Raw genomic sequence first — 13907 nt, 5'->3', positions numbered from 1 at the left:
TTTTTTGAGGTAGAATTACGATGAATTCCATTTTCCGCATCTTCTGGTTAACTTTGCGGCCAATTCCTATTAGAGATGATTTACGTTTGTAGAAAAGAACACTTCAATGCAGCCCATAAACTTTGGAACCCAAAGTGGTCCGATGAAAAGAATGTGGAGATATTTGGACCTTGTGCCAATGTCAACTGGCATGGCCATAATTTTGAGTTAATCGTGATGGTAAAAGGATTGCCTGATCCTGATACCGGTTTCGTAGTAGATCTTAAAAAGTTGAGTACTATTATTCGCAATTTAGTGATTGAGAGAGTAGATCATAAAAACCTGAACGTAGACGTTGATTTCATGTATGGAAAATTAGCCAGCTGTGAAAATCTTATTATGGAATTCTGGAAGATCCTTGAGCCTGCTGTGAATGAAATCACTTCTCATGGGGGCTTGCATAAGCTTACTCTTTACGAGACTCCCAGGAATTTTGTGGAGTACTTTGGTGAGTAATTTTTTTTAATTTAAAATTTGAAATTTAAAATTTGAAATCCCACAAACTCTACATCATCTCCGGTGAGCGATCAGGAGATCTACATGCATCTAATCTAGTGCGATCTCTTTTGGCTAAGGATTCAACGCTGAAGATTCGCGGGATGGGAGGCAGCTACTCCAAGGAAGCTGGTGTGGAATTGGCTGTAGATTACGCAGCGGTCGCTTTGATGGGTTTTTTGGAAGTGGTATTAGGTTTTCGAAAAGTATTAAAATACCTCAAGCTAGTTAAAAATGATATTTTAGCATATAAACCAGATGCGATCATTCTAGTTGATTATGGTGGTTTCAATATGAAAATTGCAGCTTTCGCTAAAGAAAACAACATACCTGTTCACTATTATATCCCTCCAAAAGTATGGGCTTGGAATCAAAAGAGAGCGTTGAAGCTAAAGGCTTATACAGATCAGATCTATTCTATTTTACCTTTTGAACCTACTTTTTTTGCAAAGTATGACATGCACGTTCATTATGTGGGGAATCCACTATTGGACGAGATTTCAAAATTTTCACCTCATGAGTTTTTCTTTCAAAAGAATGAGCTGAGTTATCAGCCCATTATTGCACTCTTGCCTGGCAGTAGGGCGCAGGAGATCAACGCTATGTTAGATCGAATGGTAGAGTTGGTGAAAGAATTCCCTAATGCTCAGTTTGTAATTGCCGGTGTTGGCGATTTAGGTGTCAAAATCTATCAACGTGGAATAGATGCCGGTATACGAGTGATATTTGATCAGACCTATGATCTGCTTTCTCATGCAATAGCTGCGGTGGTTACATCGGGAACAGCAACTTTAGAAGCGGCTTTGTTTAGAGTTCCTCAGGTAGTTGTGTATAGGACTAGCTCTATTTCATATGCTATAGCCAAGAATTTGATTCGTGTGCCTTACATTTCCCTAGTAAATCTAATTGCCGATAAAGAGGTCGTGAAGGAGCTTATTCAAAATGATTTTTCGATTCCTAATCTAAAAGCTGAGTTGCAGCAGATTTTAGGGAATCCAGTATACAGAGGTCATATGCTCCAAGGTTATGATTTGATCAAAGAGAAAATAGGAGAGGGGAGTGCGTCGGATACTGCGGCTGTGTTGATTCTAAAAAGTATAGGCAAAAAATAAACCCTGCCTCAGTGAAGCAGGGTTTTTATATTAGGCTACTTGAAGTCGCTTAAACTTTGACTTATCGAATTTTTCATGAGCGTATTTCGCATCGATAATCAATTCTGTGATAGAATCATCTGAAGGAATGTCATACATCGCATCTGTGATGATCGCTTCGCAAATTGATCTCAACCCTCTAGCTCCAAGATTGAACTCTACCGCTTTCTCTACGATGAAATCAATGCCACTTTCTTCGAAAGTGACTTTCACTCCTTCATAATTAAGCAACTTGGCGTATTGCTTTACCAAAGCATTCTTTGGTTCTGTGAGGATTCTTTTCAAGACATCAGCATGAAGAGGGTCCAAATGCGTCAAAACAGGAAGTCTTCCGATCAATTCTGGAATTAAGCCAAAAGCTTTCAAATCCTGTGCTGTTACATATTGTAACAGGTTTTCTCGATCTGCTACCGCATCCGCCGCTGCTTTGCTGAATCCCAAAGGCTGAGTATTTAGTCTTTTACCGATATGCCTAGCTATTCCATCGAATGCTCCACCACAGATAAATAGAATATTCTCTGTGTTTACAGCGATCATCTTTTGGTCAGGATGCTTTCGTCCGCCTTGAGGTGGTACGTTCACGATAGTGCCTTCTAATAGCTTTAGCATGGCTTGCTGCACGCCTTCACCACTTACATCTCGTGTAATAGATGGGTTGTCTGATTTTCTTGCGATTTTATCCAGCTCATCTATATATACGATTCCGCGCTCAGCCGCTTCTACATTGTAGTCTGCTGCCTGTAGCAATCTCGTCAAGATACTTTCCACATCCTCGCCAACATAGCCAGCTTCTGTCAAAACAGTCGCATCGGCTATGCAAAAGGGAACTTCAAGGGTTTTTGCCAAAGTTTTGGCTAGATAGGTTTTACCTGTTCCGGTATCTCCAACCATAATGATGTTAGATTTTTCAATCTTTACATCATCATTCTCGTCTTTTTGGAAAAGACGTTTGTAGTGATTGTATACAGCTACCGTCAAAACTTTCTTAGCATCTTCCTGACCAATTACATATTGATCTAAGTAGCTAGTGAGTTCCTTAGGTTTCTTGAGTTTGATTTTTGGTTTTGCTCCATCTGGCTTCTTGGTTTTATCTTCTTCACCAAGAATCAAATGAGCTTGATCAATGCAGAAATTACAAATGTGTGCCGAGATACCCGACACCATTAGATCTACATCTTTCTTATTTCTACCGCAAAAGGAGCAGGTAACTTGAGCCATTATTTTGGTTTTTTAACTAGTACTTCATCGATTAGTCCATAAGCTTTCGCCTCTTCTGACTTAAGCCAATAATCTCTTTCGGAATCTTTCTCTATCTCTTCTGGAGTTTTACCAGTATGCACTGCTAGAATATCATATAATTCCTCACGCATAGATAGAATAAGCTTTAAGGAAATCTCCATATCAGTGGATTTTCCCTGCATACCGCCTGATGGCTGGTGAATCATTACTCTAGAATGCTTCAGCGCAGATCTTTTACCAGCTGCTCCGCCTGCAAGTAATACAGCTCCCATAGAAGCTGCTATTCCTGTACAGATTGTAGCCACGTCAGGGTTGATAAACTGCATCGTATCATAGATCCCTAAGCCTGCAGTCACTGATCCGCCTGGGCTATTGACATAAAGTAATACATCCTTCTTAGAATCTACTGATTCTAGGAAAAGTAGCTGTGCTACAATAATATTTGCAACATGATCATCTACTCCTGTTCCTAGGAAAATAATACGGTCCATGATCAATCTAGAGAATACGTCAATCTCTCTGAAATTCTGAGGCCGCTCTTCGATTACAGAGCGAGTCATGTTTTCAATATGTTGAGTGTACTGGTCAAAAGCAGTACCACTTACGCCTTGATTGTGAATGGCGTACTTACGGAATTCTTCTTTGTTAATCATCTTTCGAGTTTGTTGTGGTAAGCAAAAATAAAAAAAGCCCTTAAATAAGGACTTTTTTATGATGATTTAAGCGAATTACTTATCTAAAAGTTCCTTGAATTCATCAATGCTTATATCCTTTTCTTTTACACTGATTTTGTCAAGGGCAAAAGCAAGGACTTTTTCATTCTGAATTGAAGTAAGCATATTCATGTAGTTCTGACCTTCTTCACCTTTAAGGTAGTTGTCTACGAACATATCCATGCTGTCTTCCATCTGCGCACCAAGGCCAGAAGAGGCGAATTGCTCACGAACCATTTGCTTGGTTTTCTCGATCACTTCTTCATGCTCTGCTTTGACTTCATTTTTGGTAGCAATCTCGTTGGAGATCAATGACCAAGTCAATTGTCTTGCGTAGATAGGAAATTCTTTTTCTACATCCGCTTCAGATACTTTGCCTTGATTGGCGATCAGAAGCCATTCTTTTAAGAATGCTTCTGGAAGATCCACCTTCGCAGCTTCAGTCAATACCTTCTTCAATTCTTCCTCAGTAAATACTTTGGATTCCCTGTCGTAGTTAGCTTGAAGTGTCTCACGTACTTTAGTAATGAATTCCTCTTCAGACTTCACTTCGTCAGGACCGAAGATTTTGTCGAAGAACTCTTGGTTCATTTCGGCAGTCTCAGTTCTGTTGATGTTTTTTACAGTCATAGTCAACGCTCCATCGATGTCTGCAGACTCTTCTTCGCTAAGGCCGAAAGCCTCTTCCCATTGACCTTTCTTCACATCCTTCGCTTCGAATTCTACGACTGCTTCTTTGCTAAGCCCGATGAATTTACCAGCAAGTTTCTTAGTGATTTTAGTCAAATCCAAAGAAACAGTTTTCTCGAATTCACCTTCAGTAGCTTTCAAGTCACCATAGATATGGTCGCCTTCTTCGCTTACTTCTGGGTTAGTGCTATTACCGTATTGAGATTTAAGGTTGTCAAGAGTTTCATTGATCAACTTGTCGTCTACTTTGATGGAATATTTTGTTGCTTTGATTTTTGGATCAAGAGTAAGATCTACTGACTCAACGAATCCGATTTTGTAGTCAAATTCAAACTCTTTTTGAGTTTTCCAGTCGATCGCTGCATCTTGATTTTGTGGAAGTGGGTCTCCCAAGATTTTGAAAGTTTGTTCTTTCAAATAAGTATTCAGGGATTCGCTAAGGATAGCATTGATTTCCTCTACAAGTACAGAGGTGCCGTACATGCCCTTCACCATAGACATAGGAGCCTTCCCAGGTCTGAATCCTTTGATGTTAGATTTTTTGGCAAAGTCCTTAAGTTTTGCCTCAACCTTAGGTTGGTAATCTGCTTCGTTTAATTTAATTTTAATTGAAGCTTGATTTGCTGAATGCTTGTCTTGTGTGATTTCCAAAGCTCAAAATTTTAGAATGAAGATTAACTAAAAACCCCCAATCCCTACCCTGTTGTTGAAGACAGTTGAGTGATTGAGGGTTCGGTATTTAGTGCGGATAGAGGGACTCGAACCCCCATGCCTCGCGGCGCTAGATCCTAAGTCTAGTGCGTCTACCAATTTCGCCACATCCGCAATAAGTTCAATTTAGATTAGAAAATATGTTTCTAATTCCAATTGTGGATGCAAATGTAGGTACTAATATATAAAATGCAATAGCAGACAAAAAAAAATATTCAACATTTGATGCAAGATGAACTTAGACCACCATTTTTGTATTAAATTCCTCCTGTATGATTGAAGTGGACATAGAAGAAGAAAGAAAAGAAATACTTAAGCGCTATCGTAGGCTATTGAGACAAGCAAAACCAATTCTAAAAGATGGCGATGCGAAATTGATAAAAAGAGCCTTCAATGTGTCTCTTGAAGCACATAAGGACATGCGCCGTAAGTCTGGTGAACCTTATATCTATCATCCGCTTGAAGTGGCATTAGTCTGTGTGGAAGAAATAGGTTTGGGCACGACCTCAATCGTATCTGCCTTACTTCACGATGTAGTGGAGGATACGGAATGGGAACTGGAGGATATTGAGCGGGAATTTGGCTATAAGGTCATGACTATTATAGATGGTCTTACCAAAATCGCAGGAGTGTTTGAATACGGAAGTTCGCAGCAAGCTGAGAATTTCCGAAAAATGCTCCTCACGCTTTCTGATGATGTGCGTGTGATTTTGATCAAACTTGCAGACAGACTCAATAATATGAGAACTCTGTCCAGCATGCCGAGGCATAAGCAGCTCAAAATTGCATCGGAAACCATGTATTTGTATGCTCCTTTGGCACATAGACTTGGGCTTTATGCGATAAAATCTGAGTTGGAAGATCTTTATCTGAAATACACAGACACTGCGACTTACAAGGAGATTGTTTTCAAAATCAATGAATCAAAATCCTATAGAAATAAATTCATCCGCAGCTTCATTCTGCCTATAGAAGAGGAACTCAATAGAACTGGACTGGAATTCACCATCAAAGGAAGACCTAAATCTGTTTTCTCTATATATAATAAGATGAAGAAACAGGGGATCCCTTTTGAGGAAGTATATGACCTGTTTGCGATTAGGATTATTTTGGAAAGTGACCTGGATAGTGAAAAAGCTGATTGCTGGCAAGTGTATTCTATTGTGACAGATTTTTATAGACCAAATCCAGACCGACTTAGAGATTGGATAAGTACCCCACGTTCCAATGGTTACGAATCACTCCATACTACAGTAATGAGTGGAACTGGGCAATGGGTTGAAGTGCAGATTCGAACCGAAAGGATGGATGAGATAGCTGAGCGGGGTTATGCTGCTCATTGGAAATATAAAGACAAGGAAAACTCCAAGGGACCTACTGGGCTGGATGACTGGATTACTCAAGTGAGAGGTTTGCTGGAGTCCAATGATGGGAATGCGATTGAATTTATGGATGATTTCAGAGGAAATCTATTTCATGATGAAGTCTTTGTTTTTACTCCTAAGGGGGATTTGAAAGTTCTGCCGTTTGGGTCTACTGCATTGGATTTTGCTTTTGAGATTCATACAGAAGTAGGGGCTAAATGTATAGGAGCAAAAGTCAATCAGCGATTGGTGCCTATTTCCCATAAGTTGAAAAATGGTGATCAGGTAGAAATCCTTACTTCAAACAAGCAAAAGCCTTCAGAAGATTGGCTCAACAACGTTGTTACCACTAGAGCAAAAGCCAAAATCAAGGATGCGCTTCGAGAGGATAAGAAATCCGCAATTCTTGATGGAAGAGAGATAGTCCAGCGCAAGATGAAACAGATGAAGATGGAATTCAATTCTGAATCTGTAGAAAAGCTTCGGGCATTTTTCGAACTGAAAACTGCAAATGAATTTTATTTTCGAGTTGGTATTGGAGCAATTGACCCGACCTCGATCAAATCATTCAAGGATTTTAAAGCAACGCAAAAACTTCAAAACAAATCCAGTCAGGAGAAAGTAAGGGACGAATCTTCTTTCACCAAAGAGATAAAAAGTCTGAAAGGACCAGATCACGATCAGCTACTGATCGGAGAGGATATGGATGTGGTAGATTACATTTTGGCTAAATGTTGTAATCCTATACCTGGGGATGATGTCTTTGGTTTTGTGACTGTAAATGAAGGGATCAAAATTCACCGTACATCCTGTCCTAATGCGCTAGAATTGCTTTCCAACCATGGAAACCGAGTAATAAAAGCAAGGTGGACAAGTCAAAAAGAGATCGCCTTTCTCGCTGGTTTGCGAATTATCGGGACAGATAGAGTTGGACTGATTAATGATGTGACCAAAGTGATTTCAAATGAGCTGAAAGTGAATATGCGCTCTATCACGGTAGATTCGGATGCAGGGATTTTTGAAGGGACAATTAAGCTGTATGTGCACAGCACAGAGCATCTTGATAAATTGATCGAAAATCTAATTGAAGTGGATGGGATATTAAAGGTTTCAAGGTTTGATTGATGCAATGAATCTTTTCTTACTTACAAAAGTTATATTTGAAAAAATACCCAGCTAATGCCTTTGAATACAAATCACTTCGAAGAGGTAAAAAAGATATTTACAGCTTATCTTGAAACAAAGAAGCTCCGAAAAACACCGGAGCGCTATGCTATCCTCGAAGAAATCTATAGCCGAACAGGACATTTTGATGTAGAGTCTCTCTACATCAGTATGAAAAATAAGAATTACCGCGTAAGTCGCGCGACTGTTTACAATACGCTGGATCTTCTGGTTGAATGTGATTTGGTGACGAAGCATCAGTTTGGTAAAAACCTAGCTCAATTCGAAAAGTCCTACGGTTTCAAGCAGCACGATCACTTAATTTGCACAGATTGTAATCAGGTTCTTGAATTTTGCGATCCTAGAATCCAAAACATTCAAAATACAGTGGGTGAAATTCTGAACTTCAAAGTGCTTCACCACTCTTTAATATTGTATGGCAATTGTCTCAAAGAGAATTGTGAAAACAGAAAAGAAGAAATACCCTTGAAAGACAAATTATAATCATATGAAATTGACATATAATACAAGTAAGGATGAGCTTGCTCATTACCTATTTATTCAGGGTGATTTGATTGGAGATGAAGTAGGGCCTAAACTCGTCGAGGTTGTTTCCGATGCGGTGGAAGAAGGTGCCAAGAATTTCGTGGTTGACCTGAGTGAAGTGAGATACATCAGTTCCAGTGGAATTGGTCTTTTGATCACTATGCTTACAAAAATGAGAAATAAAGATGGTGAAGTGTACCTGACCGCACCATCTGACCACGTTAAGAAACTGTTGATTATCACCAAGCTGAATAATATTTTTACGGTTTTTGATTCGGTAGAGGAGTTCAAAAAGTCAGCAATAAACTAGTTCTTAGCAATATTTTTTTTCTATAGTTAATACGTCACGTTTTTTGCGTTGAGCAAATAATTACATCCTTTCTCTTGGTTTTGTATGGGCTTATCGCAAATTTCACGCTTCAAAAAGACTAGTGTAACAGATAGACCGCACATCAAATGAAGATGGATGTACTTCTAGGTCTCCAGTGGGGAGATGAAGGAAAAGGAAAAATAGTAGACGTTTTAGCGCCTGATTATGAAATTGTAGCCCGTTTTCAAGGTGGTCCCAATGCTGGGCACACCTTAGAATTTGACGGGATCAAACATGTTCTGCATCAGATCCCTTCTGGGATTTTTCGCTCACAGATACTTAATATAATAGGCAATGGAGTCGTACTCGACCCAATTGTCCTGAAAAGGGAAATTGATGGATTGGGTAAATTCTCGATTGATTACATGAAAAACCTGGTAATCTCTAAGAAAGCCACGATTATCATCCCTACTCATAAATTACTTGACGCTGCTCTTGAGCAATCTAAAGGTGATAAGAAAATTGGTTCTACCTTAAAAGGTATCGGTCCAACGTATCAGGATAAGATAGGAAGAACTGCACTTCGTGTAGGAGATATTTTAAGTCCTGATTTCAAAGAAAAATACGAAGCACTTGTAGCTAAGCATAAAACTACGCTTTCATTCTACAATCATCCTTTGGATGAATTGCCAGGAATGGAAGAGCAATTCTTCTCAGCAGTTGAGTTTTTCAAGACTTTAAATCTGATAGATAGTGAATATGTGGTTAATGAAGCCTTGGATTCCAAAAAGAGAATTCTTGCTGAAGGCGCACAAGGTTCATTGTTAGATGTTGACTTTGGTAGCTATCCTTTTGTGACAAGTAGCAGTACAATGGCAGCCGGAGCTTGCACAGGATTAGGAGTTGCTCCTTCTAAAATCGGTGAAGTTTTCGGAATTTTCAAGGCATATTGTACCCGAGTGGGTAGCGGACCTTTCCCAACCGAACTGTTCGATAAGGATGGAGAGGACATGAGAAAAGAAGGGAATGAATTCGGAAGTACTACCGGTCGCCCTAGAAGATGTGGTTGGTTGGATTTACCTGCACTACGTTATTCTATCATGATCAATGGTGTTACGCAACTATTCATGATGAAAGGTGATGTATTGAATATCTTTAAGGACATCAAAGTTTGTACGCATTATGTGCTTCCTACAGGAGAGAAAATTGACAAATTGAGCTTTGAGATAACAGAACAAGATGTTTCTCCAGTCTATAAAACGATGAAAGGATGGAATTGCTCTTTGGAAAATATTAATGCATATGATGATTTCCCGACAGAATTGAAAGATTATGTTGAATATTTGGAAACAGAATTGAATGTTCCAATCAAATTAGTTTCAGTTGGCCCAGATCGTACTCAAACGATTTTGCGATAATCGAGCTTACAATACTTGAAGCCCTTGATTTTTAAATCAAGGGCTTTTTTATTTCTATGCGTTTAAAGTGTATTTTGGCTTTCCCAAAAACCTAGCCTAGCATTGAAATTTTTAATATTAGCCATTGCGCTCTACTTAGTATCTTTCACTACCTACTCACAAGTTGGCTTTCCTTACTGTGAAACTTTTAGTGCTGAAGAGTCAATTGGATCAGCGACTGTTTTTGGAGGTAGTGCAAGGTTAGTTGATGGAGTGCTGCGTTTGACAGATGCACAAAGAGAACAAAACGGGTATGTTTATATAGACATTCCTTTTTCTCCAGCTTATGGGATAAAAGCTTCCTTCGAATATTTTATGTATGGAGGGAGTGGCGCAGATGGGCTTACTGTATTTCTATTTGATGCTGATGTGCAGAATTTTAAGCCTGGAGGTTTCGGTGGAGCGTTTGGATATACTCAGAGAGATAATGTACCTGGGATGACAGGAGGTTATTTGGGCATTGGTTTCGATGCTTATGGAAATTATAGTAATTCTAGTGAAGGCAAAATCGGAGGGTTTTCTGGCTCCCCAAATGGCTTGTACCCTAATAGTATTTCGATAAGAAAAAGTGGGGCAGGTCTCAATGGCTATCAGTTTGTCGATGGGAAGATGACTGTAGATCCGCCTTCTGGATCACTCGGACTGGCTTTGGATGTAGAATACCAATTCCCATTGAGTTCTGGTGGTCCTGGGACTGGGCGAGTAACAGCTCCTGCTATTCCTGGTTATCGCAAAGTTTTTTTGGAGTTAGAGCCTAATCCTAATGGCGTAGGATATCTTTTGAAATTAGAAATGGTAGTTACTACTGTAACTAATGAACCTAGGACAATTACTATTTTTCCAGGCGTTCCTTTTCCATATGAGCCTTCAAAGAATCTGAAAATAGGCTTTGCTGCATCTACTGGAGGTGAGACAAATATCCATGAAATCAGAAATCTAATTGTTGAAGTATCCAATGATGAAGGTCTGCAATCTCCATCAGGTGTTGATTTCTCAGATTTTGCATCCTGTGAAGGACAAGAGAACACTTATTATATTACAGATGAAGAAGTGATTCTTCCAAATGAAAATTCTGAGATAAGATGTTTGCAATTTTATGCATCACTTGGTGATATAGAAGAGGAAAGTGAGGACATCTGTGCCCAAGGGAAATGTCGTGAGGAGAATAGAGTATTAGAATTGCCTCAAGGCACTTTCACTGCAGGGACAAATGGCGGAGATTTTACATTTTTTCCAAATGAGGGATTTACAGATCAAAGCGTCACTGTTTACTATACAATTACGGATACCTACGGAAAAACCTCTGCTGGCAATGCCATGACATTGAAAATCCAAGAATCTCCAGAGCCTGTAAGTATATATGTCGATGGTAATTCCGAGGTAGTAGAAGAAGTGCGATTATGTGGAGGAGAATCTGTGACACTTACTTCAAAAGGTGATGAGGTATATGAGCGTTACGAATGGTATAAAGATGATGAACTTATAGAAGGAGCAGTTTCCGAGAAATATACCGCGAATACCGTAGGCGAGTATTTGGTGAAAGCTTATAATCGTAAGAATTGCCCGGCGATCTCCAATTCCGTTTTGGTGAGTTTTCCTGAATTTCCAGACTTTGATTTTATTTCTCCAGTAGTAGGTTGCACACCTGGCCAGTTTGTGGATGTGACTAGTAGTATTTCAAATTATGACCCGCTTACCTATGATTATAAGCTTACTGGAGCAGGGCAAACTTACTTAAATGAAGAAATGAAGGCAATCTCCATCGCTGGAGAATATGAACTTCAGATAAAGCATGTTGATTTAGACTGCTATTCATCGCCCGAACCATTACACATAGTGATTCTTGAGGAAGAGCTTTTGGCGGAATTCGAATTTGAAATACAAGGAACAGGAGTGAAAGGGGAGGACGATGGAGGATTCTTTCCCGATGATGTGTTCCAGTTTTCTGATCTGTCGGCTGATGGTACTGTAAGTTGGAATTGGGATTTTGGTGATGGCTCGATATCTACTGAGCAAAACCCTACACATATATATGGTAAAAAAGGTGACTTTGATGTAATGCTTACTATTACTAATGAGTGGGGATGTGAATCATCAGAGGTTAGGACGGTTTCAATAATCAGAAGCTACAGACTTATGTTTCCTACTGGCTTCACTCCTTTAAAGAACGAGAATCAATTTTTTGTTCCTAAATCCAAAGGACTAGTTTCGGGACAACTTTTAATTTTCAATACTTGGGGAAATTTGATTTTTGAGACGGACGATATCAACACTGCTGGTTGGGATGGGAAGCTAGATGAGAAGCTACTTGACGCAGGGTTTTTTGTATATAGGTATAATGGAGTAGCTACCGATGGAGAAAAGGTGACTAAAGCAGGTAAATTCAAATTGATTAGATGATGAGGATTTACGTAGTATTTGTTTTTCTATTTCTTTTATCTTCTAGGGCTTTCAGCCAAGATGTACAGTATTCGCAGTTCTATGCCAATCCTTTTTATCTGAATCCTGCACTCGCGGGAAGTACAGGGCTCACGAGGGTAGGAGTTAACTTCCGAAATCAATGGCCAGCTTTGGATCAAAGCTTTATTGCATACACTGCTTATGCAGATCATTTTTCTGAAAAGTATAATTCGGGTTTAGGAATAATTATCTCAGGAGCGCGAGAATCCTTCAATCAAAGTAGGACGGATGAAATTGGCTTGGTGTATAGCTATAGATTGAGATTAGGTGAAAAGCGTTTTCTTCATGTTGGGGCTCAGGGAAGTCTCTTGTCAAGAGATGTGCTTTTTGACCAAGTTATCTTGGGAACTCAATTAGATATAGATAAAGGTGTAGTAGTAGGCGAGCCAGGTGCTGGCTTTTCGGGAGATAGTCGCCTTAGAGCAGGAGATATAAATGCGGGACTCTTATATTATGAAGATAAGTTTTGGTTTGGATTCTCTGCCTTTCATTTGTTGGAGCCTCAGATTAGCTATTTGGAATTGAATTCAAATAGGCTTCCGGTCAAATATTCACTGCACGGAGGAGTTAGGTTTAATCTAGCTCCGGGGAATATCAATGACTTCTTCAATAATACAGATCAGGAGCGATCGCTTGCATTGGCATTTAACTATAAGTCGCAGGGAGCTTTTGATCAGTTAGACCTAGGAGCGGAGTTTTATTTTGAACCTTTGATCCTTGGTTTTTGGTACCGGGGTCTTCCTAGCAAGTATAATTTACCAAATAATGAATCCTTAATAGGGCTAATTGGAATTGAGTTGGACTCTGGGCTGGACTTTGGATATAGCTTTGACTATTCTATTTCAAAATTGGGTCAGCGTGTATCTGGTGGAGCCCATGAGATTTCTTTGAGGTATGTTTTTTCACCCAGCAACCAACGTAAAAAGGATTATTCGGAGCTTCCTACATTCAGATATTAAGTCAAATCTTGAAAGTTCAAGAGATTATTTCAAGGAATGTATTTTGGACAGAACACCTAGGTGGAGTGGTGGTCGTTTTTGCTTGATCAGGGCATATTTATTTCCAAAAATCTTTGCGGGTTGTATTCAAGCAGTTATGTGTTTTGAGGGGATATTTTGCAAATAGGTCTTGTGTTTAAGAATAAAAGGCAGATATTTGCACTCCCAAACGAGGCGAACGGCAGCGGAAACGGGAAGAGTTGAGAAGCTCAAAAAGTATTGAAAAATTAAATTTTGCAAAGGGTTTGGAAGTCAGGAATGATCACTTACCTTTGCGCTCCCTTCAGGACGGAAGGGGGATAAAGCGGAGAGAGGTTAGCCTCTGAGAAACTTTAGAAATTAAATTTTGAGAAGGTTATTGGAAGTTAAAATTATCCTCTTACCTTTGCACTCCCTTCAGCAAGGAAGGGGGGAAAACGGATCGGAAAACGCGAGTTACCGGTATCTGACCAGAGTCACAAATGAGTGACACTAAGTTCTTTGAAGTGATGTAAGACAAAAAAAATAGTAACCTGAGAACAGACAGGGAGAAGCTTATAGAATTTGCTTCGTGCGGTTTTATAGGCAGTG

Annotated in this window: 11 protein-coding genes and 1 tRNA gene; 8 read left to right on the top strand and 4 right to left on the bottom strand. The window is 39.5% G+C overall.

Annotated features, from left to right (window positions below; translation table 11 throughout):
- The first annotated feature begins 75 nt into the window (after nucleotides 1–75).
- Together ESV85_RS07295 and lpxB are read left to right on the top strand one after the other, a co-directional pair.
- Entirely contained in the window at nucleotides 76–495 is a 420-nt protein-coding gene (locus tag ESV85_RS07295) for a 6-pyruvoyl trahydropterin synthase family protein (protein ID WP_146916187.1), read from the top strand.
- 32 nt (nucleotides 496–527) lie between these two features.
- The gene (gene lpxB / locus ESV85_RS07290; RefSeq protein ID WP_146916186.1) at nucleotides 528–1646 is read left to right on the top strand and encodes a lipid-A-disaccharide synthase; all 1119 of its coding nucleotides are present in this window, start codon (nucleotides 528–530) and stop codon (nucleotides 1644–1646) included.
- A 30-nt stretch (nucleotides 1647–1676) separates the two neighbouring features.
- Here lpxB and clpX read toward each other — a convergent pair whose 3' ends face one another.
- From clpX to ESV85_RS07270, 4 genes are all read right to left on the bottom strand, one after another.
- Nucleotides 1677–2903 carry an ATP-dependent Clp protease ATP-binding subunit ClpX gene (gene clpX / locus ESV85_RS07285; RefSeq protein ID WP_146916184.1) on the bottom strand — a complete coding sequence of 409 codons (1227 nt, stop codon included), beginning with the start codon at nucleotides 2901–2903 and terminating at the stop codon, nucleotides 1677–1679.
- On the bottom strand, nucleotides 2903–3577 hold the full coding sequence (locus ESV85_RS07280) for a ClpP family protease (RefSeq protein ID WP_146916182.1): 675 nt from the start codon (nucleotides 3575–3577) through the stop codon (nucleotides 2903–2905). The genes clpX and ESV85_RS07280 overlap by 1 nt, the downstream gene beginning before the upstream one ends.
- A 75-nt stretch (nucleotides 3578–3652) precedes the next feature.
- Nucleotides 3653–4978, bottom strand: coding sequence for a trigger factor (gene tig, locus ESV85_RS07275; protein ID WP_146916180.1), 1326 nt, complete (start codon nucleotides 4976–4978; stop codon nucleotides 3653–3655).
- A gap of 92 nt (nucleotides 4979–5070) precedes the next feature.
- Nucleotides 5071–5152: transfer RNA gene (locus tag ESV85_RS07270), tRNA-Leu, on the bottom strand.
- Nucleotides 5153–5310: 158 nt separating this feature from the next.
- Between ESV85_RS07270 and ESV85_RS07265 the strand changes: the two genes are divergently transcribed.
- The 6 genes from ESV85_RS07265 to ESV85_RS07240 all read left to right on the top strand — a co-directional run bounded on the left by ESV85_RS07265 (nucleotide 5311) and on the right by ESV85_RS07240 (nucleotide 13298).
- Nucleotides 5311–7527, top strand: a complete 2217-nt coding sequence (locus tag ESV85_RS07265; protein ID WP_146916178.1) for a RelA/SpoT family protein — start codon at nucleotides 5311–5313, stop codon at nucleotides 7525–7527.
- A gap of 54 nt (nucleotides 7528–7581) precedes the next feature.
- Nucleotides 7582–8070 carry a Fur family transcriptional regulator gene (locus ESV85_RS07260; protein ID WP_146916176.1) on the top strand — a complete coding sequence of 163 codons (489 nt, stop codon included), beginning with the start codon at nucleotides 7582–7584 and terminating at the stop codon, nucleotides 8068–8070.
- 4 nt (nucleotides 8071–8074) lie between these two features.
- A complete protein-coding gene (locus tag ESV85_RS07255; protein WP_146916174.1) occupies nucleotides 8075–8422 on the top strand; it encodes an STAS domain-containing protein in 348 nt (115 codons plus the stop codon).
- A gap of 146 nt (nucleotides 8423–8568) precedes the next feature.
- The gene (locus tag ESV85_RS07250; RefSeq protein WP_146916172.1) at nucleotides 8569–9840 is read left to right on the top strand and encodes an adenylosuccinate synthase; all 1272 of its coding nucleotides are present in this window, start codon (nucleotides 8569–8571) and stop codon (nucleotides 9838–9840) included.
- A 102-nt stretch (nucleotides 9841–9942) separates the two neighbouring features.
- Nucleotides 9943–12279, top strand: a complete 2337-nt coding sequence (locus ESV85_RS07245; RefSeq protein WP_146916170.1) for a PKD domain-containing protein — start codon at nucleotides 9943–9945, stop codon at nucleotides 12277–12279.
- Nucleotides 12279–13298, top strand: a complete 1020-nt coding sequence (locus ESV85_RS07240; RefSeq protein ID WP_317130774.1) for a type IX secretion system membrane protein PorP/SprF — start codon at nucleotides 12279–12281, stop codon at nucleotides 13296–13298. Before ESV85_RS07245 ends, ESV85_RS07240 begins: the two co-directional genes overlap by 1 nt.
- The last annotated feature ends 609 nt before the right edge of the window (nucleotides 13299–13907 follow it).

The organism is Algoriphagus aquimarinus, from assembly GCF_007997215.1.
In the GTDB taxonomy this organism is placed as follows: Bacteria; Bacteroidota; Bacteroidia; order Cytophagales; family Cyclobacteriaceae; genus Algoriphagus; species Algoriphagus aquimarinus_A.
Note: the sequence above shows the minus strand (reverse complement) of the source record. Positions and strands in the feature narration are given on the sequence as shown.

Excerpts from the sequence above, each read along its gene's own strand:
- ESV85_RS07250 (WP_146916172.1), top strand. The coding sequence starts at position 8,569 with ATGAAGATGGATGTACTTCTAGGTCTCCAGTGGGGAGATGAAGGAAAA.
- ESV85_RS07265 (WP_146916178.1), top strand. The coding sequence starts at position 5,311 with ATGATTGAAGTGGACATAGAAGAAGAAAGAAAAGAAATACTTAAGCGC.
- clpX (WP_146916184.1), bottom strand. The coding sequence starts at position 2,903 with ATGGCTCAAGTTACCTGCTCCTTTTGCGGTAGAAATAAGAAAGATGTA.
- ESV85_RS07240 (WP_317130774.1), top strand. The coding sequence starts at position 12,279 with ATGAGGATTTACGTAGTATTTGTTTTTCTATTTCTTTTATCTTCTAGG.
- ESV85_RS07295 (WP_146916187.1), top strand. The coding sequence starts at position 76 with ATGATTTACGTTTGTAGAAAAGAACACTTCAATGCAGCCCATAAACTT.
- ESV85_RS07255 (WP_146916174.1), top strand. The coding sequence starts at position 8,075 with ATGAAATTGACATATAATACAAGTAAGGATGAGCTTGCTCATTACCTA.
- ESV85_RS07280 (WP_146916182.1), bottom strand. The coding sequence starts at position 3,577 with ATGATTAACAAAGAAGAATTCCGTAAGTACGCCATTCACAATCAAGGC.
- ESV85_RS07260 (WP_146916176.1), top strand. The coding sequence starts at position 7,582 with ATGCCTTTGAATACAAATCACTTCGAAGAGGTAAAAAAGATATTTACA.